The 25,111-nt window shown below is 46.8% G+C and carries 24 protein-coding genes and 2 pseudogenes; 7 read left to right on the forward strand and 19 right to left on the reverse strand.

The features are described from left to right. Positions 1 to 17 precede the first annotated feature (17 nt). A complete protein-coding gene (locus tag RS881_RS56940) occupies positions 18 to 1,595 on the forward strand; it encodes an N-acyl-D-amino-acid deacylase family protein (protein ID WP_315818889.1) in 1,578 nt (525 codons plus the stop codon). Between the two features lie 226 nt (positions 1,596 to 1,821). On the opposite strand, the gene RS881_RS56945 is transcribed toward RS881_RS56940, so the two are convergent. From RS881_RS56945 to RS881_RS57010, 13 genes and pseudogenes are all read right to left on the reverse strand, one after another. Next, the gene (locus tag RS881_RS56945; protein ID WP_315818890.1) at positions 1,822 to 2,934 is read right to left on the reverse strand and encodes an alpha-2-macroglobulin family protein; all 1,113 of its coding nucleotides are present in this window, start codon (positions 2,932 to 2,934) and stop codon (positions 1,822 to 1,824) included. A 245-nt stretch (positions 2,935 to 3,179) separates the two neighbouring features. Further along, positions 3,180 to 5,276, reverse strand: coding sequence for a carboxypeptidase-like regulatory domain-containing protein (locus RS881_RS56950; RefSeq protein ID WP_315818891.1), 2,097 nt, complete (start codon positions 5,274 to 5,276; stop codon positions 3,180 to 3,182). Then, positions 5,233 to 7,356, reverse strand: coding sequence for a hypothetical protein (locus RS881_RS56955; protein WP_315818892.1), 2,124 nt, complete (start codon positions 7,354 to 7,356; stop codon positions 5,233 to 5,235). Before RS881_RS56955 ends, RS881_RS56950 begins: the two co-directional genes overlap by 44 nt. Continuing rightward, complete coding sequence (locus RS881_RS56960; protein ID WP_315818893.1) at positions 7,320 to 7,517, reverse strand: hypothetical protein; 198 nt, start codon at positions 7,515 to 7,517, stop codon at positions 7,320 to 7,322. Before RS881_RS56960 ends, RS881_RS56955 begins: the two co-directional genes overlap by 37 nt. A 14-nt stretch (positions 7,518 to 7,531) precedes the next feature. Beyond that, on the reverse strand, positions 7,532 to 7,759 hold the full coding sequence (locus tag RS881_RS56965; protein ID WP_315818894.1) for a hypothetical protein: 228 nt from the start codon (positions 7,757 to 7,759) through the stop codon (positions 7,532 to 7,534). Positions 7,760 to 7,800: 41 nt separating this feature from the next. After that, positions 7,801 to 8,214, reverse strand: coding sequence for a hypothetical protein (locus tag RS881_RS56970; RefSeq protein WP_315818895.1), 414 nt, complete (start codon positions 8,212 to 8,214; stop codon positions 7,801 to 7,803). A gap of 193 nt (positions 8,215 to 8,407) precedes the next feature. Further along, positions 8,408 to 9,103: an LIC11966 family surface protein gene (locus tag RS881_RS56975; RefSeq protein WP_315818896.1), complete on the reverse strand. Its 696-nt coding sequence runs from the start codon at positions 9,101 to 9,103 to the stop codon at positions 8,408 to 8,410. Positions 9,104 to 9,128: 25 nt separating this feature from the next. Next, the gene (locus tag RS881_RS56980; protein ID WP_315818897.1) at positions 9,129 to 9,458 is read right to left on the reverse strand and encodes a hypothetical protein; all 330 of its coding nucleotides are present in this window, start codon (positions 9,456 to 9,458) and stop codon (positions 9,129 to 9,131) included. A 92-nt stretch (positions 9,459 to 9,550) separates the two neighbouring features. Beyond that, positions 9,551 to 9,721 carry a hypothetical protein gene (locus RS881_RS56985; RefSeq protein WP_315818898.1) on the reverse strand — a complete coding sequence of 57 codons (171 nt, stop codon included), beginning with the start codon at positions 9,719 to 9,721 and terminating at the stop codon, positions 9,551 to 9,553. Next, a complete protein-coding gene (locus RS881_RS56990) occupies positions 9,685 to 11,001 on the reverse strand; it encodes a S41 family peptidase (RefSeq protein WP_315818899.1) in 1,317 nt (438 codons plus the stop codon). Before RS881_RS56990 ends, RS881_RS56985 begins: the two co-directional genes overlap by 37 nt. Before the next feature lie 95 nt (positions 11,002 to 11,096). Next, a complete protein-coding gene (locus RS881_RS56995) occupies positions 11,097 to 11,636 on the reverse strand; it encodes a hypothetical protein (protein ID WP_315818900.1) in 540 nt (179 codons plus the stop codon). Positions 11,637 to 11,673: 37 nt separating this feature from the next. Next, positions 11,674 to 13,684: pseudogene (locus RS881_RS62165) on the reverse strand (alpha-ketoacid dehydrogenase subunit alpha/beta). Positions 13,685 to 13,752: 68 nt separating this feature from the next. Continuing rightward, the gene (locus tag RS881_RS57010) at positions 13,753 to 14,019 is read right to left on the reverse strand and encodes a phage holin family protein (RefSeq protein ID WP_315824953.1); all 267 of its coding nucleotides are present in this window, start codon (positions 14,017 to 14,019) and stop codon (positions 13,753 to 13,755) included. A gap of 325 nt (positions 14,020 to 14,344) precedes the next feature. Here RS881_RS57010 and RS881_RS57015 point away from each other — a divergent pair, with 325 nt between their 5' ends. After that, positions 14,345 to 15,922, forward strand: coding sequence for an IS1182 family transposase (locus tag RS881_RS57015; protein WP_315818903.1), 1,578 nt, complete (start codon positions 14,345 to 14,347; stop codon positions 15,920 to 15,922). A gap of 292 nt (positions 15,923 to 16,214) precedes the next feature. On the opposite strand, the gene RS881_RS57020 is transcribed toward RS881_RS57015, so the two are convergent. The 6 genes from RS881_RS57020 to RS881_RS57045 form a co-directional block, all read right to left on the reverse strand. Continuing rightward, positions 16,215 to 17,381, reverse strand: a complete 1,167-nt coding sequence (locus tag RS881_RS57020) for a M16 family metallopeptidase (RefSeq protein WP_315818904.1) — start codon at positions 17,379 to 17,381, stop codon at positions 16,215 to 16,217. A gap of 136 nt (positions 17,382 to 17,517) precedes the next feature. Next, positions 17,518 to 18,063, reverse strand: coding sequence for a M16 family metallopeptidase (locus RS881_RS57025; protein WP_315818905.1), 546 nt, complete (start codon positions 18,061 to 18,063; stop codon positions 17,518 to 17,520). Beyond that, the gene (locus tag RS881_RS57030; RefSeq protein ID WP_315818906.1) at positions 18,054 to 18,320 is read right to left on the reverse strand and encodes a M16 family metallopeptidase; all 267 of its coding nucleotides are present in this window, start codon (positions 18,318 to 18,320) and stop codon (positions 18,054 to 18,056) included. The genes RS881_RS57025 and RS881_RS57030 overlap by 10 nt, the downstream gene beginning before the upstream one ends. A 68-nt stretch (positions 18,321 to 18,388) precedes the next feature. Then, the gene (locus RS881_RS57035) at positions 18,389 to 18,754 is read right to left on the reverse strand and encodes a M16 family metallopeptidase (RefSeq protein ID WP_315818907.1); all 366 of its coding nucleotides are present in this window, start codon (positions 18,752 to 18,754) and stop codon (positions 18,389 to 18,391) included. A gap of 209 nt (positions 18,755 to 18,963) precedes the next feature. After that, positions 18,964 to 19,875, reverse strand: coding sequence for an aspartyl protease family protein (locus RS881_RS57040; protein WP_315818908.1), 912 nt, complete (start codon positions 19,873 to 19,875; stop codon positions 18,964 to 18,966). A gap of 144 nt (positions 19,876 to 20,019) precedes the next feature. Next, on the reverse strand, positions 20,020 to 20,163 hold the full coding sequence (locus tag RS881_RS57045) for a hypothetical protein (RefSeq protein WP_315818909.1): 144 nt from the start codon (positions 20,161 to 20,163) through the stop codon (positions 20,020 to 20,022). Positions 20,164 to 20,471: 308 nt separating this feature from the next. Here RS881_RS57045 and RS881_RS57050 point away from each other — a divergent pair. The 5 genes and pseudogenes from RS881_RS57050 (at position 20,472) to RS881_RS57070 (ending at position 25,097) form a co-directional block, all read left to right on the forward strand. Then, a pseudogene (locus RS881_RS57050) lies at positions 20,472 to 21,478 on the forward strand (CofH family radical SAM protein). A gap of 537 nt (positions 21,479 to 22,015) precedes the next feature. Further along, positions 22,016 to 22,873, forward strand: coding sequence for a hypothetical protein (locus RS881_RS57055; RefSeq protein WP_315818910.1), 858 nt, complete (start codon positions 22,016 to 22,018; stop codon positions 22,871 to 22,873). Next, the gene (locus RS881_RS57060) at positions 22,864 to 23,154 is read left to right on the forward strand and encodes a hypothetical protein (RefSeq protein WP_315818911.1); all 291 of its coding nucleotides are present in this window, start codon (positions 22,864 to 22,866) and stop codon (positions 23,152 to 23,154) included. The genes RS881_RS57055 and RS881_RS57060 overlap by 10 nt, the downstream gene beginning before the upstream one ends. A gap of 135 nt (positions 23,155 to 23,289) precedes the next feature. Further along, on the forward strand, positions 23,290 to 23,769 hold the full coding sequence (locus tag RS881_RS57065; protein ID WP_315818912.1) for a hypothetical protein: 480 nt from the start codon (positions 23,290 to 23,292) through the stop codon (positions 23,767 to 23,769). A 44-nt stretch (positions 23,770 to 23,813) separates the two neighbouring features. Beyond that, positions 23,814 to 25,097, forward strand: a complete 1,284-nt coding sequence (locus RS881_RS57070; protein ID WP_315818913.1) for a PAS domain-containing protein — start codon at positions 23,814 to 23,816, stop codon at positions 25,095 to 25,097. Positions 25,098 to 25,111 lie beyond the last annotated feature (14 nt).

Consider the following 25,111-nt stretch of genomic DNA (forward strand, 5'->3'; position numbering starts at 1 on the left):
ACCACAACAACCCATCCATGATGATTAAAAATTTCTTATTCCTGATTGTATGCCTCCCTGCTGTTGTAACGGCACAACAATCGGCAGATATCCTTATCCGCAATGGCAAACTGATCGACGGCACCGGCAATTCCTGGTTCTATGGCGATGTGGCGGTGAAGAACGGGAAGATCATTGCCATTGGTAAACTGACCAACTATACTGCTACCAAAGTAATTGATGCTAAAAAGCTCATTGTAGCGCCCGGCTTTATTGATGTGCATGGACATATTGAAGGGGGCATTTTTGAGCAGCCTACGGCTGATAACTATATTTATGACGGAGTAACTACGGTTGTGACCGGCAATTGCGGCGGCTCGGCGCCCAACCTGAAGCGTTTCCTTCTGCGCATTGACAGTCTACATCCTTCTATCAATGTAGCCACCCTGGTGGGTCATAATACTGTTCGCGAGCAGGTGATGAAACGTGATAACCGTCTTCCTTCCGCCGCCGAACAACGCAAAATGGATAGCCTGGTAGAATGGGCCATGAAAGATGGAGCGGTGGGCTTATCTACAGGTCTTATCTATATACCCGGCGCTTTTGCCAATACGGCCGAAGTAGTAAGCCTGGCCAAAGCAGCAGGGCGATACAATGGCATATATGCCTCGCATATCCGCAATGAAGAAAACAATGCGGTGGAAGCCATTAATGAAGCCATCCAGGTGGGCAAGGAAGCCAATGTGCCTGTACAGATCTCCCATTTCAAGATCGGTGGCCGCGGCAACTGGGGTAAAAGCCATATCACCCTGGGGCTGGTGCAACAGGCGCGTAAAGAAGGTTGGGATGTTACCATCGATCAGTACCCTTATACCGCCAGCAGTACCAACCTGGGCGTTAGATTGCCCGAATGGGCGCTGGCGGGAGGGCAGGATTCCATCAAAACACGTTTGCACAATCCCACGATAAGGGCGCAGATCAAAAAAGAAATGCTGGAACAGTTGCACCGCTATAAGTTCAAAAACTACAGTTATGCGGTAGTAGCCAGTTATGCACCCGATAGCAACTACAATGGCAAAAGCATAACGGAGATCAATAAACTCATGGGCCGCAAAGCAAAGGCCAGCTATGAAGCCGAAACGATCATGGACATGGTAGAGAAAGGCGGCGCCCAGATGGTGTACCATAGCATGAATGAAGAAGATGTAAAATACATCATGCAATATCCCTTTTGCATGGCAGGCGCCGATGCAGGTGTGCCCATACCGGGCAAAGGCATACCCCATCCCCGGGGTTATGGCACCAATGCCCGCATATTGGGCCGCTATGTACGGGAAGCCAAAGTAATGTCGCTGGAAGAAGCCATTCGCCGCATGACCTCCCTGGCCGCACAGAAGTTTCAACTTAAAGACCGTGGCCTGCTAAAGGAAGGTATGGCAGCCGATATGGTGATCTTCGATGAAAATGAAGTGACTGACAAAGCCACTTTTGAACAGCCGCACCAATATTCGGTAGGATTCCAGTACATAGTGGTCAATGGAAAACTGGTAGTGGAAGATGGGAAACATACTCAGGTGCGGAGTGGAATAGCTTTGTACGGGCCAGCAAAATTGTAGGTTGTTACAACGATATAGGGTGAGCCACTTTTGCCCGGCTACCAGGCCTTGCTAAAGTGACCCACCCTTTGTTTAGCCCCTGTTGTGTAAAGCATGAGGGCCTTATACCGCCACCGCCCTACCATTAGCCTGAGAAAATCCCTGGATTAACTATGGAGCCAGGTTTCTATAGCAGCTCTATAAAAGCTCTATAGTTGCGCTATATCATTTGGGTCATTTTAGCCCTTTAGCGAATGCTCACCTGCTTCATTTCTTCGCGGCCAAAGAATACGGGGAAGTACATCATTTCGGCCTTGGCCGGATTGAGGTGGTAACGCCCGGTAAAACGTGGCAACAGGGATACGTTAAAGATGTATTCCCCTTTGCGAAGGCTGCTGCAAAAGATGCTCACCTTGTTCTTGAAATATTCCCGGTGTACTTCATTGTTAACCCAGGACTGATTTTTGTCCTTATACGAACAGCCTGCCGGAATAGGAATTTCCACCATTACATAATCAGCATCCGCTTTTACAGTGACCCGTACTTTTAAGGTAACCACTTCACCACCTTTCAGGATACTTATGGACTGCCCGTTGCGCTCAAATCCGGATTGCACTTCAAAGTCACCTGCCACTTTCTTAGGAGCTGGATTCCAGCTTTGTTGGTAGGCCGTGAAATATACCGGCATCCCCTTTTGTTTGGAAATGGTGAGTTTTTCACTGGCAGGAAAAGTAGCGCTATACGGAAAGGTATTGACCAGGTTGGATTGATTGCCCTTAACGGTAAAGGAAGCAGGCTGCAAAGGTTCTTCCATATTCAGCAGATCGGGCAGGATGGTTTCCAGGATGAGTGCCGATTCATAAGTATTACGCCAACGGCCATCCTTGCGTTTCTCCAGGAAATAATAACGGATCTTCTTTAATAATAGCTCCTGGTTCCCTGCTTTTTGCAGTAGCCGGTACATGGCCAGTGTATTCTGAATGGTATTATTGAAGATATGGTATTGGTATTTTTCATCACCCCAGTATACATTGCCAAATAGAGTGTGGTTCTGTTTGGTAATAAAGGTGTCGAGCAATACCGGGAAGCCCGCAGCTTGTTTCAACTGAAGTACCTGCAGCTTTTCATACAGGCTTCCACCCAGTACCCTTTTATCCAACGTGTCGATGTATTTCTTATAATCTACTTTGGAAGCCAGGTTTTGTAATAAGCGAACCGATACGATTTGGTCGGGTAGACTGTACTGGTCAAACCGGAACACCAGGAAATCAATGATGGCCTGCTTGTTCAGGTTCACCATATATCCCTGCTGCTCGGCCATTAGCAGGGCTTCCACTACATGCATGGATATCCACAACATGGGCTCATTGTTACTCCACCAGCCTCACAGTATACCTTGCGACTTACTTTGGTTAAGCCTGGTGATCAGCTCCCGGATATTCTTTTCTTCCTTAAACTCCTTTTAAAGATAGCCGTAAACTTTCTTCTTCAGTAACAGGGCTTTGAGTTTGGAAGCAACCTGCTCATTGCACAGTTATTCATACTGGCGCAGGGATTCTATTTCATCCAGCAATACAGGTAATATGGAAGTCTCCGCATAGAGGGTCAGGTTGCCCAGTCCGGCTTCCGGTTGAATGGTAAAGCTGGTATCAGCCTCCAGTGTGGCAAAGAAACCTTTGGTTTCCTGTACCCCTTGTTTGAAAATAGGAATGCTTCTTTCCTCGCCATCAAAATAACCGTCTCCTTTCTGTATGGTGTATTTGAAGCGGAGGAATCCCCCTGGGCAATCACTACCTTAAAGCTATCTATATAAGCATTGCGCAATCCAATCGTAGCCTCTTGCACCAGGACGCCGTTCACGCTAAAGCTGCGGCGTACTGTAATGCTGTCCACCCCATAATTCATGGTTTTACCAATCACCTGTACCGAATCGCCGGCTACCGCAAACTGTGGCAGGACAATGGCCCCACTCAATGCTTTGAAAGCGCGGACTGATTGCTCTGCAAAGCCGGTTCTCTTTTTACTTCCCATGGCAATTACAAAACTGCGCCAGTTGGTAATATCATCCGGGTAGGTGGCGGTAAAAGAAGTTTTACCCTGTCCATCTGTACGCAGGGAGGGCTGCCAGTAAGCATCATCCCTGAAGTTGCGGCGTAAGGTATTGCCGGGCAGGGGCACTGCTGTTTCTCCATTGACGGCTGCATTTGCCGCAGCCTGCCTGGTCGTTGTTATAACGATCACCCCATTGGCAGCCTGTTGGCCGAAAAGGGCTTCCGCTTCCGAGGATTTCAATACACTGATATCGGCTATGAGATTCTTATCAATGGCATTCCAATCGCCATTATAGGGCAAGCCATCCACTAGCACCAGGGGCAGGTTATCGCTTCCATCCGATGAGGCGCCCCGGATCAAAATACCAGCTGCTTTACCTTGCAGTGCTTGATCCATTGATGCCGAAACGACCGAACCAGTCAGGCTCATTTTCCGTTGGGTGCCGTATCCTACTACCACTACTTCACTTAATGATTGTTCAGCAGCTATTAATTTTATATCATAACTGCTTCCATCAGTTATTTTCCGTGATACGGTATTGTAGCCTATATAGGCAATTTCAAGGGTAGCTCTTTCCGGCACACGCAATTCAAAATACCCATCGGGCCGGGTGGATGTGCCAACCCGGGCGCCTTTTACCATAATACTTACACCCGCCAGCGGTTCCCCCGTCTTATGATCAGTAACCTTTCCAAAGATCAACCGAGAATACACGGAAAGGTCCAGGTACGAATCATTGAAGGTATGCTTGATCAAATCCAGGTCTTCCGTTTGGTACACACTCCGCCAGCTCGATTCCCGGTTATTGATGATGGCCGATATCCGCGTACTGGTACTGTCTTTGGCACGTGGCAGGATGGTTCCGGCATCATAATAATTAATACCAGCCTGTTTGATCCGAATACTGTCTTTAATAAAATACTGATCGTCTCTAAGCAAAAACATCAGCCGGTACATGCCTGGTTGTACATAGCCCAGGTCGCGCGCATTGCCCCGGTAGATGCGGGCGAAATCAGGATCGTCATAACGAAACAGGATCACGGAGGTAGTAAAGTGAGGCTGTCCCTGGCCATCGACAGGCGATCCTATGCACAACTGGCCATTGCCATTTTTATTAAGCGGTTGATTCCGGAACAGGTCTTCCGAAGCATTGCGGTGATCGAGGTAATCCTGCCATAGGCTGTCGATATCCCTGGCCGTAAGCACATAGTCTTTAAAATAAGGGCGCCGGCTCTCCTGTGAGAGGTGCGACCTGAATGCATACTTCCCGTATGGCAATTGCTTTTGCTTGATCAGGCCCTGGGATATATTAAAGAGATAATTGCCCTCTGATACAAAGGACTGGGTGTATCCGTGCATCCTATGCAAATAAGCCATAACAGGCGATAGCGGGCCCACCAATAAATAATTATCAGTATATGCCGGCCTACCAGCAAGTGCGGCAGTTAAAGTAATCCGGTCAGGCTTTTTCCAGTTGAAAGGTTTACCACTGAAATAAGGCGGGTCCTGTTGTTGGCCTGTCGGCAGGTTCAATACTATGTAACGATTATGCTGTTCGATGGTAACCGGTTTTGCACCAAAATTATTTTCCATCAGTATCATGTACTTACTCCATAGGTCCTTCTCGTCGCTGGTAAGTGTATCGGGCATGTTTCGCTGGCGGATGGCCCAATTGAGGTATCGGCATTGATGGCAAAAATGTTTTCTTGCCGGGGACAGCCCAGATACTATCCAGGTAAATAAGGCGGTCATGCGTTCTTATCCGCAGGGCATGTTTACCGGGCCTTACTTCAAAACTATATTGCGGTAGCTGTTGTGCCTGACTAAAGAAGCGCGGCTCCTCATCAATGTACAAAAGATGCACGGGTTGCAATTCGCCATCCAGTACCACAAAGGGCGCTATTTGGGTAGTGTTGTGCCGGGCAGCTTCTGTATTGGGGTAAATAGTATTGGGGTACAGGAAACGATAATACTCAATACTATCCAGTCCCATTTCCCGGCTCCACAGCTTCCAGTTCAGTTGCACACTACCCGTATCAAGGTCACGTACACCGGGGTAGAATTGATTGTACCGTTTTCTTTGTTTATACGTTTTTCCCAGGTAAGGTATATTGGGTGCGCGGGCATTATTGAATTTCTTCGTGTAAGCATAAGCCGTTATATCAGCATCCTGTACCGGCCGGCCGGCTGCATCCGTTACGTCAATATCCACGGTTACCTGTTGACCAGGGTATACCTGCGCAGGCTGGTTCACCTGTATCGTTAAAGCCTTTTCCTGGAAAGGAATGGTATAGTTCTCCTGCCGGGATTCATTGCCGTAGATGTATTGCAGCGAAACAAAATAATGCCGATCAGTACGGGAGCATTCCACAAACAATAAACTATCACCATAGCCCCGCCGGATCAATTTATTACCGGCAAAAATGGCATACCAAAAGGAAAGCTGCTTTGGGTTAATGACCTGTATGATCACCGAATCGCGGGTACGGAGTGAGCGACAGCTAATCATATTGCTTTCCTGTTCGGGCCTGAATATTTCCAGCAAGCTGTCTGCCGCTACTTCATACCGGGCAACAAAAGGGTCAATGTGTATGGACAAGGGAAGCTGCACCAGTTGATTGGTGATGGTATCATCCTTTCCGGAGAAGGAATACAACCTGGCTTGGGCACCATTGGTTTTACCGGCTTCGGACAAAGTAATGTGCAGGCTATCATTTTGCTGATCAAACTGTAACTGCCGGCTAACATTATCAAAATGCTGTTGTAGGGTAACTACCCGCTGCTCGTTATTACTGTTGAGGAAGGTGCAGGTAATTTCATAGTCAAAGGAGGCCGCCGGGAAGATACTGTCGGGTAGCGCGATCTTTGTTTCTCCCATGCTTTCCATGGCTTGTGCGTGCCGCCACAGCGTATCGGGTAAAAAGGTTTCCGGATGAGAGAAGGTGATGGCACCATTCGGAAATGACCTCACCAACAGTTCAACCCGGCCATCCATAATAGCCATATCATTTTCATCCGTAGCCTTGCAGTATACAGCCACCATATGGCCGCGCGTATGTGTTTTCTTATCAGTGCGGGCATGGAAGGTAACCGAGGCCAGTTCGTATTCCTCATAAAAAAAGCTGCCGCGCATCAATACGGTGCGTTTGGCTGCATATTCATCCTCACTCAAATCGCCCTCGTATTCATCCAGGTTGTATTTACGGCTGCTCAATTCTTCCAGTGTTAGTTGGTGTTGCTGGTCGAGGGTAAGATCGAGGCTATCATTCAAAACAAAGCTGTATTCATAACCACCGGGCCGGTAAGGTTGAATGGTGGCGATGATGCTATCTATGTCAAACCGACGATCCGTTAAGCGCAACAATAAAGGCCGGTTTATAGGCTTACCCGACTGAGTGGTAATCCAGGCTTTGAGCTTTACCGTATCGCCCGGCTTGTAAATTGGCTTACTGAAAACCATAAAGCCTTTAAACTTCTTTTCATAGACAGTGGCACCACCCTGGAAACTCGGGTAACGATAGTAATGACGATTGCCTTTCAGGAGCCGCCTGATAGGTTGAATAACATACCCTAGTGGAAATGAGTAGGAGAGTTTGCGCCAGAAGCTGGCGTTTTGCTGTTGCTTTTCAAGCGGATAAAAATGAAGGACGCCCTGGTGTGAAACAGTAATGAGCTTAGCTTTTCTCTTTTTAGTTAATCGAAATGCCTCGTACGCTTCGTCATAGCGCATTTTTCTTTTATCTGCCAATATCTGTACATCCCTGATCTGCTGGCCTTTTTATCATGTACCGCAATGAGCAGGTCACGGTTATTATTGAGCAATTTGATCTGCAGGTCATCAATTGTCTTTAATTCTCCTTCCAGCCTGTTGCTACTTACCTGTACAAACAAGTAATTGCCGGCCCTTAATGTAGGTACGCCTCCCCATCCGTAACAAAAGAATCCACTGGTGTATGCAGGTATTTATCGGTCAGCTTGTCCATCTTCGAGCCATATAACAACTGGGTTTCTTCGGCCGATATGCGGTATATATAAGTATGCACACTACTTTTCCTGCTGCCCGAAAGATCGTGCTGGGCGTGCGCGGCAAGCGAAAAAGAAGCTATCCACAAGAGTACAGTTATCCTTCTCATGCAGCAGGGGGTTTGAGAAGTAGATGCAGAGAGTAGGAATATTACATACTTATTTCTTTATGCAATAAAAAAGGCAAAAGCTTTAATGCTTCTGCCCTTCCAAATAAGTGTGCGTATTTTAATACAGCAGGGTCGTTTATTATTTTTTCAAAAGAGTAGTATAAACCCAAAGGTAGCAGCCACCTGGCCAATCCAAAAAGGAACATCCACTTAACAAGATCAGTTCTTGAATTTGCCTGTTCTTCTTTGGTAGAGAATTTAGTATCCATGTATTCCTTCAGATACTCAAATTTGATATCCATGTGTTCCTTCAATGTCTGCATATCTTTATGAATAATATCCACTGTATGCGCATGTTTAGCATTACTTCTTTCCTTATACACGTCTTCAATTGCCTCTACTGCTTTCTGTGCCTCACTTTCAGGCAACTTAAAAACTCTTCCTGAAAATGTCATACAACCTTATATTAACTGTACTCATAAGCGGTTTTTCGATGGCGATATTTTTAGTGGCCATTGCCATGAATACAAATATAGGCAATTATTTTAATTTGTCAAAAAAGACCTGATTTTAACAGTACTTAAGAAAAATCCCGTTAGTCAGGCAGGCTTGGAATCACAGTAATAATTAGCAATTAATAATCAGTAATCAACGATAATAAGGCATATGGGTATCGGAGAATTTTTTGTCGGCCTGCGCCCAGCCATTTAGTACAGCGGTACGCCTGTTGTTAATATCATTGTTGATCTTATTGAAAGCACCTACCGCATTGTTCATTTCATTAACGCCCTTATTGTACGCATCCACATCTTCCTTGGTGCGGCTATTGGCGGGCTTGGCATCAAATGATTTCTTGATCTTCTCAAAGTTTTCCTGTTTGAGGTAGAAGTCGGTAAGCTTGGGCACATCGGTTTCACTCATGCCTTTATAATACTTAAGCACTTCGCGGCAGGCATTGGCCAGGGTTGGATCGCCATTAAACATTTTGAGGGTATCCAGCGCTTTCAATCCTTCGTTGGCATAGCTGGCCAGGGCACTGCGCGCCTGTTCAATATCGTTCACCTTTTTATTGTTCATGGCTTCTACCATCTTCCCATCCTGCCAGTTGCTTTTAAAGAAGGTAAGGAATACATCGTTGGTATATTGATTGAGCTTAGCCGCCACGTCCATCTTCTCCCCTAGCTCACTTTTCTGGTTAATGATCTGTACTTTATATTTTGCTGCAAAATCATTATTTGCTTTCTCCAGGTTGGCTGCGGCTTCATTAAGTTTTTCACTTACTTTTTCCTGCAATAACAGGTAAGCCTGCATTTCATCAAATGACTGCTCGGCCAATTCCTCCATATTCACAATCTTCTTATAGTCTTCATCAAAAAATGCGGTAACACATTTGAATATAATCAATGCTGCCCTTACGCAGTGAGTTATCGCCTTTGTACATGGGCAGGTCGGTAGTTTTATACCGGCTCTGCGTAATGCTTTCCAATACCTGCAGGCGTAGCTTTTCTACTTTGCGGGCACGCCTTCCATGGGCAGCCGCACTGAGGTATTGCATGTATTTGGCATCCATATCGCCGCGGGCCTTGCTGATAGCAGTCATGTATTCGCCTGGATTGTCCAGGTTTTGCGCTTGTGATGATTGATAAATAAAACCAAAGCAGAAAAAGAGGGCCAGTAGCAAAAGCCGGTTACGTGTCATGTTAAGGGGGTTTGCATAAATGTAAAAATGTTACTGATCCGGGAAACAGGTAGGCCCGGTTTTCCAGCTAAACAAGTAGCAGAAGGGCTGCTTTATTTGATCCCGGCCAATAGTTGCCAGGCAATCTTAATATAAGGATCGGCTAGTATATTTTCTTTCCGGGCTTCATTTACTTCCCGCAGGTCACGATCTGCCTGCAGCCTTTGCCGGGCATAAGCATGGTTGTCTACTGTAAACCCGGCACCGCTTTCCTTACCTGGCACTGGCGCTTCTGCACTACCCTGTTGAAGCGTTGTTTTGTGTGCCTGCCAGGCTTCTTCCAGTTGAAGCGATGCATCCTGCAGAACAGCCTTCTTTTTCTCCTGGTCAATATAGGCCTGTAGTTCCTTAAAATAAAGGGATGTATCCAATACCTGTTTGGCAATGCTGGCAGCACTGGCCACCGGTAAAGCCGCCAGGGGTTTATAATACTTATTGCCTTCAATGGCAACAGGGCGCAACACATTTCTTTCATTGGCCTCTTTCTCCGATAGCGCATCGGCCATATCGGGCAAAACGATATGCGGTAGTACCCCTGGGCCTGGGCTGTGGCGCCAGTAAGACGGTACAGACAAGAGGTGGTGAGTTTGATATAACTATCCGAAGCTGCCTTGCCATTATAGGATTCCCGGTCGATGGTGGTATCCAATGGCAGTACCTCCTGAGCCGTAGCCTTACCATAAGAAGTGGCGCCAACAATCAACGCCCGGTTATAATCTTGTAAGGAAGCCGCCAGCATTTCAGAAGCCGAGGCGCTAAAACCATTAATGAGTACCAACAAAGGCCCATCATATACTGTACCCCGGTTAATATCCTTGAGTGTCGTTACTTTGGGATCGCGTGATTTGATCTGCGCTACCGGGCCGGCATCAATAAAAATGCCCGCCAGTTCAAGCGCTTCCTGCAGGGAGCCGCCACCATTGTACCGCAGATCGAGGATAAGACCACTGATGTTTTCCTTCTTCAGTTTAATGATCTCACGGCCCACATCATTGGCGCAGCCATTGACACCCTGCTCGTCTTCCCAATCCAAATAGAATGCAGGGAGCGATATATAACCAATGTTTTTACTGCCCTTGAGCACAAAGCCTTTCACTTTGTCTTCCTCATCATCCGTCAGTTGTTTTTGCTTACTCAACGTAACCTGCCGGGTAGAACCATCGGCCTTTTTAACCGTCAGCACCGTTTTACCGCTGCCTGCAGCCGACAGCACCTGGTTGATTGCGGCGGCACCTGCTGTCGAAACATCCACCGCTGGCTTATTGTCGGTTTGAACACTTTGTAACTTATCCCCTTCATTGAGCTGGCCACTTTGAAAGGCCGGGCTACCGGGTTTTAGTGCAGCTATTTGGGCATTGCCATCCTTATCCTCATCGAGGGTTAAGCCGAACTCCAATTGTTTTTTACCCAGGTGGCCTTCAAATGACTCCTTGGTAGCGGGAGGAAAATAAGCGGTATGGGGATCATAACAGGCGGCCAGCGAGGAGCACCAAAGGTTGGCCATGGCCGTTTCAATACCAAGGGGATTTTGAAGGGTACGTTTAATGGAACGTTTAAAAGAAGTCAGTGCTTTCTTGCGCAGGATGGGTTCCAGGCTGTCTACAAACTTTTGGTGGGGTCCTTAGCCGGATTGGTAATGGCCGCATAATCTACCAGGGCATCCAATACCGCCCCTTTCATCAGTTTATACAACTTGGTGCGCATAGCGGCTACAGTGGCCGGATGGGTGGTATCTTCTGCAATCGTGCGTTTTTCTTTGAGGGAGAAGTTAAAAGATGTTTTGCAAATATTATCGGCCATCGTATCTGCCTGCTGTAAGCGCAGTTTATAAGTAGTGATCAGCAATTGCAGAAAAGCAGTTTGGCGGGTCTTCACTTCATCATCCAGCTTCAATTGCCAGGGTGCCAGGCGGGCCAGGTCTTCCTGCGTAAAGAAGAGACGCTGCTCATCCAGTGATTCCAGCAAAACAGTATACAGGTTGATGGAAAGGGCATCGTCCAGCGGACGGGGCTGCACATGAAACTTATTGGCCATGCGGCTGATCAGGAAGGCATCTTTGGCCGCCTTGGGTAAGGGCTGTGCCAGGGCCGCAGTTGCACCAATAAAACAGAGGCTAAAGAGGAATAGGGTGTTGCGCATATGGCAAGGGACGGGGCTTGTTCAGTAAATGGGGTTATCAATAATTGATCAACTTCCTGATGTATTCATCCAATCTTGCTTTGGCCAGGAAATTGTTTTCCAGTTCAATATTAAAAGGTACGGGGGTATCCAGTGAAGCGCAACGCATGACCGGGGCATCCAGCAGGTCAAAACAATATTCACCAATCCAGGCAGCCAGTTCACCGCCAATACCGCCTACCAGGGTATCTTCATGCAGGATCAACACTTTGCCGGTACGGGCCACAGCCTGGCGAATAGCAGCATAATCCAGGGGCAATAGCGTACGCAGATCGAGGATATGGAAAGAAATATAGCTATGCGACTGGGCATATTCTGTAGCCCAATGTACACCGCTGCCATAGGTAATAATGGCTATGTCTACTCCTTCCTGTACCACCCGCGCTTTGCCGATCTCAATTTCGTAATAGTCCAACGGTACGGCGCCACTTATACTACGGTACAGAGCCTTGTGCTCAAAGAACATCACCGGGTTGGGATCATTGAGCGCTGCGATCAACAAACCTTTGGCATCTATGGGTGTGGAGGGATACACCACTTTAAGGCCAGGCGTATGTACAAACCAGGCTTCATTGCTTTGGGAATGAAAAGGCCCGGCACCTACGCCCCCACCTGTCGGCATGCGGATCACCACATCGGCCGGTTGTCCCCAGCGATAATGGATCTTGGCCAGGTTATTAATGATCTGGTTAAAACCCACGGTAACAAAATCGGCAAACTGCATTTCCATCATGCTCTTAAACCCTTCGAGGCTAAGACCCAGAGCGCTGCCCACAATAGCACTTTCACAAAGCGGCGTATTACGTACCCGCTCCTTGCCAAATTCCTGTACAAAACCTTCGGTGATCTTAAAAGCACCGCCATATTCAGCAATGTCCTGTCCCATAAGTACCAGGTTGGGGTGTTGCTGCATGGACTGGTGTAAGCCTTCTTTGATGGCATCTATAAGGCGTAGCTCGGTAGCAGGAAGTTCGATATCCAGCATCAGTTGCGAGTTATCAACCACCTGTACGGTATTTACGCTTGCCGGCCGCAAGGCATACACATCATCCAGCTCGTTTTCAGCATCCACCACCAGGGAGCTGCATTAAAACCTATCGAGAGCTCTACTTCAATGTATTCTTTAATATCCTGCTTAATAACGTTTAACTGTTCTTCGTCCAACACTCCTTCAGTCAGTAGGAATTGTTCAAAGTTTTTAATGGGGTCTTTCATTTCCCATACTTCAAACAAATAGGGAGGTACGTATTTGGTGCCACTGGCTTCTTCGTGACCGCGCATGCGGAAAGTAGCGCATTCAACGAGGTAAGGCTTTTGTTTTTCCAGGCAATAATCGCGCACCCCTTTGATGGTATCATATACAGAAAGAATATTATTTCCATCTATCCTGATGCCTTCCATGCCATATCCTTTGGCCCGCTCCACCAGGTGTTCACAACGGTATTGTTCCGATACCGGCGTACTGAGCCCGTATCCATTGTTCTCAATGAGAAAGATCACCGGCAGGTCCCATACGGCGGCGGTATTGAGTGCTTCGTGGAAATCGCCTTCACTGGTGCCACCCTCGCCTGTAAAAGCCAGGGCCACTTTATTTTCCTTGCGCAGCTTATGGGCCAGGGCCACGCCATCGGCAATGGCCAATTGGGGGCCCAGGTGTGAGATCATACCACAAATATGATGTTCGCGGTTACCGAAATGAAAGCTCCTTTCCCGTCCCTTGCTATAACCATCCTGACTTCCCTGCCATTGCATAAGCAATTTACTCAATGGCATATTGCGCGCGGTAAATACCCCCAGGTTGCGATGCAGGGGCATGATCCATTCATCCTGCTCCAGGGCCAGGGCAGCACCCACCGCAATGGCTTCCTGTCCAATACCACTAAACCATTTGGATATTTTTCCCTGCCGTAAAAGCACCAGCATTTTCTCTTCTGTGAGCCGGGAAGCAACAGGCTTTTATAAAAATGGACCAACGTTTCGTTGGAAAGGTCTTTACGGTTAAATTGCATACTCAAAGATATAGATCGTAACGAAGCCAGGAAAGGGGATATTATTATCTGTAAATTAATCAACGGAATTACTCTACCTCACGCCGGTTCTCCTTATACAATACCGAAGTGATTATAGACAGCAGGAGGCTAAACAATAAAGCCCACCAGAAGCCGTCCACCCGGAAGCCTTTTACAAATTCGGCGGTGAGCAATATAATGGCCGCATTGATCACAAAGAGGAAGAGGCCAAAGGTGAAGAGCGTAATGGGCAAGGTGAGTAAGATGAGAATGGGTTTTACAATGGCATTTAGTATGGCCAGTACGATGGCAAAGATAATGGCCGCCCAAAAGATTCAATGTGTACCCCTTTAAGGATATACGACAAGCCAAAAGCAATAATAGAGGTAACGATGATGCGCATGATAAAATTCATAGCCATGAGTTTTCGTACCGGAATAAGCCCTTGCAGGCAATAGCTACTGAAGTTAGCATTTATTCTTTACAGTGCAGGTATGGTTCGGGAACCGCCCCCTGTGCAGCAATCACCCTAAACAAAAGGGGCTGACCCAAAAGGTCAGTTTGTTTAAAGAAGTAAGGGTTGACCCCAAAAAGGTCAGCCCTTACTTTTTAGAGTAAGGGCTGTTTTGTAATTTTAAGTTACCACACTCAAAAATTACAATGGCTAAAGTAAAGACTTCCGTAATATTTAAGCAATACAATCAGCAACAATCTTTATTGCTACCCCCTTCTCTGGAAGAATTAATTGGCGAAAAGCACCTTGTCCGGGTAGTCAACGAAGTTGTAGAGTCTATGGATATCAGTGACTTAATTAATCTGTACAAAGGCGGCGGCACTAGTTCCTACCATCCCCGGATGCTGCTGAAAGTGTTATTATATGCCTACAGCGTCAAGATCTACACTGGCCGTAAAATAGCCAAAGCACTCGGCCAGGATATACATTTTATGTGGCTCAGTGGTATGAGCCGGCCTGACTTCCGGACAATCAATAATTTCCGTAGCAGCAAGGCCAAAGAAGTCATAGAGATCCTGTTTAAGGAAATGCTGGAATTCCTGGTAGCCCACCAATACATAAAACTGGAGAACTATTTCTGTGATGGCACGACCTTACGGGCCGATGCCAATCAACACAAAATGGTATGGAAGAAGAATGCAGAACGCTATGGCGCAAAGAATATAGAAAACTGCCGGTCGTTGTTTAAGCAGATCGATGAGTTGAACAGGCAGGAAGAAACAACTTACGGTACAGCAGACCTGGAAGAGCATGGAAAGGCGTCCTTTATTACACGGGAAGCCATTGCAGAGAAAGTAGCTGAATTGAATGATACGATCCGTACAACTACAGCCAAAAGAAAGCGTCGCAAGGCAATGACACTGAAAAAGAAGCTAAAGGAGGCTGAACATAAAATAGACAAGTATAACAACCAGATCACCAAAGCAGGCAAGCGCAGTGGCTACAACAAAACAGACCCTGATGCCAGCGCCATGATGATGAAAAACAAAGTGGAGGTTCTCCCTGCCTACAATATAATGGCTGGCAGTGAAGAGCAGTTCATTACCGGTATCAGTGTTCACCAGACAACCAATGATGGTGTTTGCTTTGAAGGTCACCTGCAGCAGATAGAGCAACAACAGCCCTGCAAACCGGACAGGATCATCGCTGACAGCATCTTTGGTACAGAACAGAATTACGAATTGTTGCAGAAAAATGAGATAGAGAATTATATGAAGTTCCCACTTTATCATAAGGAACAAACAAAGGGGTACCAGAAAAACCTTTTTCTAAAGGAGAACTTCTCCTATGACCCTGTAACCGACAGTTACGGATGTCCCAATGATGAGCTGCTTGTTTTTAAAGGCAAACATCAGAAGACGCATAAAAGAACCGGTTACAAGTCTGAAGTGAGACTATATGAGTGTAACAATTGTGCTGGCTGTCCCTTATACCAACAATGCTGCAAATCCACCAAAGGGTACAACCGGAAGATAGAGGTGAATGAAAAGCTTGAAGCCTATAAGCAACAGGCCCGGGAGAATCTTCACACAGAACTGGGACAGGCATTAAAAAAGCGACGCGGTACAGAGATCGAAAGTTGCTTTGGCGACATTAAGCACAATATGGGCTTCCGTCGCTTCCACCTGCGTGGCCTGCGCAAAGTAAAAACAGAGATTGCGCTGGTAGCCATGGCCCATAACCTTCGAAAGGTATATCTCAATGGTGCCAAAAAGGCTTCCTGACTGCAAAAACAGGCTCTCAAGGGTAGCTTTACTCCCTGATCTTCTACACAAGCTCATAAATACCCGAAAAACTTACTGCCATAAAAATTATATAGCCCGACAGGGCGGGCCATATAATTTTCTTCTTTTGGCGGGTATTGACCTTTAGGTCAGCCCCCAACAAAATGATCTTGTTAAATAACTACCAGCTCATAAAACTGATCAGGCTGCAGGTATTTGTTCGACAGGTCTTGTATTTCCTGGGCAGTTACCGTTCTGATCGTTTGCAAGCTATTATAGAAATAATTTTCATCTATATTATTAAGAACCAGGTTTTCCAGCGCCCAATTACCTGGAAGGGGCCATCCAGATCACCCAGTATGGAGCCAATCATATAGTTGCGGGTCATCAGCAGTTCTTCTTCATCTACTGGTTCCTCCCGCATTAGCTCCATTTCATTGTACACCTCGGTAATGGTGGCCTCGCTCACATCCCTGCCTGCTTCGGTGCTGATCAACCAACCACTATCATTGATATAGTTGAGCAGGTAACTGTAAATGCCATAGGTATATCCTTTGTCTTCCCGGATATTGCCCATAAGCCTGGAACCAAAAAAGCCGCCAAAGAGGGTATTCAACACCAGGGTTTTTTGAAAGTCGGGGTGATGCCTGTTGGGGAATGGCCTGGCAATACGGATGGCAGCCTGTACACCATTAGGATCGTTGATAATATGTTTTTTCTTCTCGGGAGCAGGCTCCAATATATGTTGCACCTTGCTTAATTCCTGGCGGTGCGATTGAAGGGGTAAGGAACCAAAATGCTTTTCCAGTTGCGATAGCAGGTCGGCAGGCAATTTACCAGCGGCAAAGATCACACAACGGCCATTGCGATAGTATTTATTGTAGTAGGCTACAATGTCTTCCCGCTGAAGCGTATCATAATCTTCTGCATTGTTGTATTTACCGTAAGGATGCTTTTCTCCAAACAGGTAAGCATCGATCAACCGGCCTGCCACAAACTCACATTTCTGCAAGCTTACTTGTAAACGTTGTTTGGCATTCTGTTTATAAATGGTGAGTTCTTCGGCTGGGAAAACGGCATCTGTTATCAGTTCTGCCACGGTAGGCAGCAGCTCATTGGTATGTTTGTTCAGACAGTGAAGGGTAATCTCCGACGTTTCATTGTAACAGGAGCGGCTAACGTAGGCCCCATAGTATTCAAAATGTTCATTGATGTCAAAAGCCGACTTCTTAGAGGTACCATTCTTAAGTAAGAAATTGGTAGCTGCTGCCAGCGCTTTTGAATCCTCATACCAGTTGCCGGCATAAAATACCCAATTTACCATGAGGGTTTCTTCACTGCCCATATCAACCGTATATACCTCGATGCCATTGGAAAGCGTATGCTTCTGACAGCCCGGCAAGGCAATCTTGAAGTCAACAGGCTCTTTTATTTCCGGCGCAATAGTTCTATTTAGCATTGTTAAATAAGATCACTAATTGTTGTAAAATCTTTTTTGTTCCAAGGGCGAATCACTCTGCCTAAGGTGGTTCCTCTTCCAAGGGTGGGTCGCTCTCCAGGAGCGGCTCACCCTCAAGTGCAGCCCCACTTTACCTTTAGTTATTACTGTAATAACACAGGGTATTGGAGTTATTTTCATCGAATATCTTCCGGCTGTATTGCAGGATATCTTCGCGCGTCACCGCAAAATACTTCTCGCGGTCGGTATTGAACAGGCTGGCATCACCCAGCAATTCATAAAAGGCCAGGTTATTCGTACGCGTCATTACACTCATGTCCTCAAAAGCAATGGCCGACTCGGTTTTATTCTTGACCTTGGTAAGCTCTTTTTCGCTGATCCCTTCCTGCTTCAATTTTTCCAATTCTTCATTCACCGCTTTTTCAGCGTCTTCCATCTTCACCCCTTTTACCAGTTTGCCTTCAATGGCCAGTAACCCCTTGTCTACAGAACCAAAATGGTAGCATTCAATATGGCTGAAGAGTTTCTTTTCTTTTACCAAAGATTGGAATAAGCGCGATGATCCGCCGCCGCCCAAAACTTCCGTGATCAGATCGGCTACATAGTACCCATGATCCATCCGGCTGTCCATATGCCAGCACTTATACAATGCATCAATCGGCACATCGGCCTTTACTTCCATACGGCGGGGCGCTGTTTGCGGCAGCTCATCAGAATGGAACGAACATATTTTTCCCCAGCCGGAATATCGCCAAACCATTTCTCCACCAAGGCTTTTACTTCAGCCGTTTTCACATTACCCCCTACTACCAGGATGCCATTCACCGGACGGTAGTGCTTGAAGAAAAATTGCTTTACATCTTCCAGTGTAGCATTTTCAATATGCGACAGGTCTTTACCAATCGTCATCCACCGGTAAGGGTGGGTGGGATAAGCCATTTCACGGATCTTGAACCATACATCACCATAAGGCTTATTGATATAATGCTCTTTGAATTCTTCCGATACTACCTTACGTTGTACTTCCAGGCTTTTTCATCAAAAGCCAGCGATAGCAACCGGTCACTTTCCAGCCAAAGCGCTGTTTCCAGGTTCTCGGCAGGCAGCTGTACATAATAATTCGTCACATCATTGGTTGTATACGCATTGTTCTCTCCACCCGCCATTTGTAAAGGCGTCTCAAAATCTTCAATATTGATGGAGCCGCCAAACATCAGGTGTTCAAACAAATGCGCAAAACCTGTTTTACCTGGATCTTCATCCCGGGCGCCTACATCGTACATAATATTCACCACCACCATGGGAGTAGCAGCATCTTCATGTACTACTACGCGCAGCCCATTGGACAAAGTAAACTTCTCAAATTGTATCATGGATTATTTCTTTCTTTTTACTCACAGATTAAACTGATCATCATAGGCTTAGGACTCAACCAGCCCATTACATGATTAACTGCAGCCGCTGTGAGGGGGACAGCAAATTAACGACAAGTTGGGGTATAATGTTTAAAACAGCCTAAGATTGACCCGAAAAACAGGTAATTGGCTTATTATTAGCCATTTAGCCCTGCCCAATAGCGGCGCTATCTTCCTGTCAGGATATTTTTGACCTTGAGTGTAAGTACAATGGGGCCTCCTTCGCGGAGCACCAGTATCTTGAGTTTTTCACCCGGCGTTTGCATCAGGTTTTTGTAGGTCTGTATATTCTTGCTGAAATTGTTCTGTACGGCTACGATCAGGTCATCCGGCTTAAAACCGGCCTGTTCGGCTGGTGACCCAGGCATCACATCCACTACCAGGATCTCGCCTTCTACCACATACATGCCCAGACCAGTATAGGCATAATCAAACACATCTTTGAAATGCGAATTGGGCAACATGTGAATTTCCGACTTTTCATAATTAATGATCAGGTTAAACCTGCGGAGCAGGTCATTCCCGATAAGGCCGCCAAGGGAAGGATACTGGATCACATTGTACTCATCGTCGAAAATATAGGTGGGCACATTCCTGAACTTATAGGGCCCCAGGCGCAATTGCTTTACAACTCCCTGTTTCATGGGCGCCTTACCTCCCAGCCCTTCGGCCTGCGTAGCATACCATTTACGCCGCTTGCTTACAATAGCGCTGTCGTTTACAAAATCCGAAGTCATCAATAGGCACATACCTGCACCGGTATCAAAATAAAACCGGGCTAAGAGGTCACGGGCATCTTTGACCTCGGAAGTAAGGATGGGTATAAATTGCAATTGGGGCTTCAGTAAATAGCCGCCGCGCGGATATTTGATCGAACCTTTGGTGTAAATATGGATCTTGGAGCTGTCATAGTTCACTTTTACGATATATCGCGATAAAACGCTGTAGCCAATGATCCCATCAATTTTCTCGCCATAAGCGCTGGTGAGGATATCATAATCATTGATGTGAAAATTAAGGCTGTCTACGGTAAGGCCCGGCAGGCGGAGGGTTTGATTGTAGGAAAAGCGTACGGTCATACTGCCGGCAATACCCGTATGGTACGGTCGCTGGGTACCGACTGGATCTTGATTTGGGCAGCCGTAGTAGAATCGATCGAGATCCCCCACTGCCTGTATCCAGTATAAAGTTTAGTGAATCCGGAAAATTGCTCAATTTGGCTTTCAGGGTAATAATACCCCCGTGAGCATCTTGAAACCAAAGCTGGTAATATGTTTGGCAGGATCAGGCGCAAATACTTCCTGCGCGGGCAGCAAGTGATGGGCTAAGGTTAGCAGTAGCAGTGTAGTAATGGAACGCAATCGCATAGGCTATTTTACTAATTTTCCCGGGTACGCTATGGATTTGTCTGCCAATGACCGGTTTTGATGGACAAACGACATTTACCGGTATTGCTTAATTAAGTTAGTTGATTTATAGGAAGAAACGACTATTCGGATAAAAAATAGTAGTTAGCAGTAAAACCTTGTGTTTAGTATTTTTGTTGCTTAATGAGTGTTATGAAAACAGATGATCTCTACGCGAAAGCCCTGCAGTTTGAATTCCTGAGTATTGAGGAAGGCATGCAATTATTTGAGGAAGCCCCCTTACCGAACTCATGTATGTGGCCAATGAAATGAGGAAAAAGCAGGTTCCCTACAATAAAGTGACCTGGCAAATTGACCGGAACGTTAATACGACCAATGTTTGCACCGCCAATTGTAAATTCTGCAATTTCTACCGCATTCCGGGCCATGCAGAAGCCTATATTACTGATATCGATACCTATAAAAAGAAAATAGAACAAACCTTCCGTTGGGGAGGCGATCAGTTGTTGCTCCAGGGCGGCCACCACCCCAAACTGGGTTTACAATTCTATGTAGACCTGTTTCGTGAGCTCAAAACCATGTATCCTACCCTGAAACTGCATACCCTGGGACCTCCCGAGGTAGCCCATATCACCAAACTGGAAAAATCAACCCACCGCGAGGTATTGACAGCCTTGAAAGAAGCGGGTATGGACAGCCTGCCCGGTGCAGGCGCCGAAATACTGGTAGACCGGGTACGCCGTCTTATTTCCAAAGGAAAATGCGGCTCCCAGGAATGGCTCGATATTATGCACGAAGCGCATAAACTGGATATCACCACCTCGGCTACCATGATGTTTGGCCATGTAGAAACCCTGCGGGAACGTTTCGAGCACCTGGTGAAACTTAGGGAAGTGCAAAGCCGCAAGCCGGAAACCGCCAAAGGCTTCCTGGCCTTTATCCCCTGGACCTTCCAGGATGTAGATACCCTGCTTACCCGTATCCGGGGTGTTCATAACCTAACCACCGCCGACGAATATATCCGCATGATCGCCATTAGCCGCATCATGCTGCCCAATGTAAAAAACATCCAGGCCTCCTGGCTTACGGTAGGCAAGCAAACGGCCCAGATCTGCCTGCATGGCGGCGCCAACGACTTTGGCAGCATTATGCTGGAAGAAAATGTGGTCAGTGCCGCCGGCGCCCCCATCGGTTCACCTATAAAAGCATTCAACTGGCCATCCGCGAAGCCGGCTTTGAGCCCCAGCTCCGCAACCAGCAATATGAATTCCGCGAAATGCCCGCTGTTATCGAAGAGCAGGTGATTGATTATTGATTCCATTACTCGCTGATCAGGCCGAAAACCTTCGGCAAAATCTATCCACCAGTACAAGACCTGACGGGACAGGATATTTATCCCCCTTCGTTGAAGGAAGGGGAAAGAATATTCATCACGCCGGCATGGCCGGTAGTAAGTCGGTTTATGGCTAGTAAACAACCGATACATATTTAAAATAAACAATATGCAAGCAGGGGCCAAACAGGTGCTTTGTCCGTCTTTTGTCCGAGTTTGGTCCCTGTTTGGTCCGTCTTTGGTCCCTGTTTAGGCCTAGGCCGGCCCGATTAAAAATGGTCCTTGCCAGCGTTGAATTAAGGGATCGCCCTGTGCCTGCGAGGGGGGTGGATCACGCTTCACCCAGATCTCCTTCAGTCGCCAACCTTCACGCCATATAGCGGGATGACGTTTATTTCAAAACGGCTGGCTTTGTTGTAGTTTAAGGAAGCCTGAAGGGTGCCGAAGGTTGACCTTGCTCATTTATTATTATTTATCTTTATACAGGTTAAGGCAATGTAGTGGCAAAAACCAATCACCATGACTACCCGCTTATTGTATGGTATCTTCCTGCTATTCCTGCTTGCCTGTGGCTCGGGCAACAAACTTTCCAATCGCTATACCTACGAGGATAAAACCGTTTTTGAACTGATTGAAAGGCTCAATAAGAATGCCCAGGATAAGCAAGCAGCCGACATGCTGCCGGCAGCTTATGACTCGGCCCTCGAAAAGCGCAAGGAGATCATTACTGCCAATAAGAACAGCGGCCACCTGGGCGACCGCTGGATGGAAATAGCCAAAGAGCGGGAAGTATTGCTGCAAATGTACCAGGCTATTAAGGGCTCCCCGGCCGCCAGTCAGGCATTGCCCAATGTAAAAGACCCTTCGCCCGCCATTGTCAGCGCCAAAGAAAAAGCCGCCACGGAATACTACAACCAGGGCCTGGAATACATGAATTACAACAACCGTCAATATGCCCAGCAGGCCTACGACTATTTCAGCAAGGCCAATAATGCCGTACCCGGTTTTAAGGATGTAAACAATTTACTGAGGCAGGCCGAAGAGAAAAGCATGATCCGCGTGGTGGTCAACCCCGTTCAATACGACCGTTATGGATACAATTATTGGGGATTCACGAACGACTGGCTGCAGCAACAAATGGTGCGCGACCTGAATAACGGGTCTTTTCAGCATGTGCGTTTCTTTACCGATTGGGAAGCAAGGGCGCAGCGTATACGGGCCGACCGGGTAGTGGACCTCAACTTCACCAGTATCTTTATTGGACAGCTCTCTTCCAACAACTACACCATCCAACGTTCGACGCAAATACAAACAGGCAGTACCAAAAGCAATCCCCACAACCTGTATATACTACTGTTTATGCAACAGTGTATGTAAGCCGGCGCCTGCTGCAAAGCAATGCCACACTGGAATGCCGCATTTATGACTGGGCTACCGGACGCAATATCCTGTATGACAATTTCCCGGATAACTATATCTGGCGGCAGGAAAGAGCTACCTATAAAGGCGATCAACGGGCCCTAACAGCGGCCGATTGGGCCATGATCAATAACCGGTTTGATGACCGGCCTCCTACCCGCAACCAGATTGCCGACCGCCTGATACGCAACTGTTACAATATGCTATTGAATCGCATCCAAAGTGGGGTCAGTTTCTGATAACACCGTCATTTAATCCGGTTTATACCAGTTATTTTACGGTAATTCACCCCTTTCATTAAAAATAAGCATGCCTGTATTCAATAGAAACCATTGTTTTGCAGTTATTTATTGGTCGAATATCCCATTTAAACCATGAAGAATCCGTTCCGTAAGCTGGTACGTATTGCAATTGTGCTGTTGGCAACAGTATTGTTGTTCAACTTCACGGGTTATTACCTGATCTATTTGCGGAGCCAGGAAAACGAACAATTGGTACAGGTGAGCCGTGTAGCCAATGAACAACGCAGCCTTAGTCAGATCATCAGCAAGGATATTGTACTGATCACCCGCCCCAAACTAACCCCAGAGGAAATAAAAGAACTACGCCTGGAATTGCAGGCATCGATAGATACCTTCATCGTCAACAATGATTTTCTCCAGGGTAAAGTCAACACACTCCCCCACCAGCGCCAATTTGAGATCAAACGCCTGCATACCAATGCCCAGATCCACCTGAAGGATATGGTAACCCTTAGCCGGGAAGTACTAAAAACCGATACGGCTCAATTAGCTGCCAATAGCCCGGCATTCAGACGCGATATCTTACAACAAGAAAAGAAATACAGCCCCTGATAGAAAGACTGGCCCATCAATACTCTAACATTATTGCAGAGAAAATGAGCGAGGCGGCTACCATCAATACGGGCAAGTTCATTTCTCTCATCATCGCCTTTGTATGCCTCGTATTCCTGGTACTGGAACCCCTGTTCCGCAATAGCCAACGGAATTATGAACAATTGCAGTTGGCCAAAAATGAACTGCAGAAGGAGAAAACCTATTTCTCCTCCATCCTCAATTCGCAAACCAATTATGTGATCCGGATTGATAATGATGGAAACTTTGCTTATGCCAATCCTCAATTCCTGCAAGCCTTTGGCTACCAGGAAAAGTTCCTGATGGGCGAGCCTTATTACAATACGATCTATCCCAAGGACCTGTACCGCTGCCAGCAAATGGCCGAAGAATGTTGGAAAAACCCTGGCAAAGTACAGAAGCTGCTGATCCGTAAACCCATCCAGCAAACGAAAATATTCCAATGGACAGAATGGGAGTTCATTGCCCTGCAAAATGAAAAGGGAGTACTCGAAATACAGGGTATTGGTGTCAATGTTACCGACAAGGTAATGGCCGAACAATTGAAAGAAGAGGCCATCCGCACCTCCTCTTATGCTATGACCTATGCCCGGATGGGTAGCTGGAAGCTCGACTTCTTTTCGCAGGAAATGACCATGAGTAAGGAGTTCACCAGCCTACTGGAACATGATGAACAGGAAGAGATCACCATGACGTTCGAGCAATTCATGCAGGAATATGTAGTACCCGAAGACCATAACCAGGTGATCCGGGAGCTCACCAACTCCATCCACAACAAGTATAACCATGATTATGAAACCAATTTCAGCTGCCGCATCATTACGCGGAAAAGTAATATCCGCCACCTGTACATCAGGGGCAAAATGGTGGATGCTACCAGTGGATTTGGTATAGCACAGGACATCACTACCCAAAAAGCAGCCGAACAGGCCTTGCAGGATAGTGAGCAACAGTTTCGCCTGCTGGCCGAGCACTCGGAAGATATCATTACTGTGAACCAGCTCAATGGGGTACTGCTCTATGCTTCTCCTTCCATGCAAAAAACACTGGGATTTTTACCGGAAGAAATGCAGGGCCGTTCTGTCATGGATTATATTCATCCGGATGACCAGTACAAATTTCTCAAACAAGATGATAAGCCAGCGCTGACAGACCTCGAAAACCTGACCCTTCGTTATCGGATGCGCACCAATACGGACGATTATATTTGGCTGGAGAGCATCATCAAACCGGTGCGGGAAATGGGTACGGTAACCAGGCTTATCTGCACATCCCGGAATATTACAGAGCGTAAAAAGCGGAAGTAGAACGGGAGCAGTTA

Source organism: Paraflavitalea speifideaquila, from assembly GCF_032395985.1.
GTDB lineage: Bacteria > Bacteroidota > Bacteroidia > Chitinophagales > Chitinophagaceae > Paraflavitalea > Paraflavitalea speifideaquila.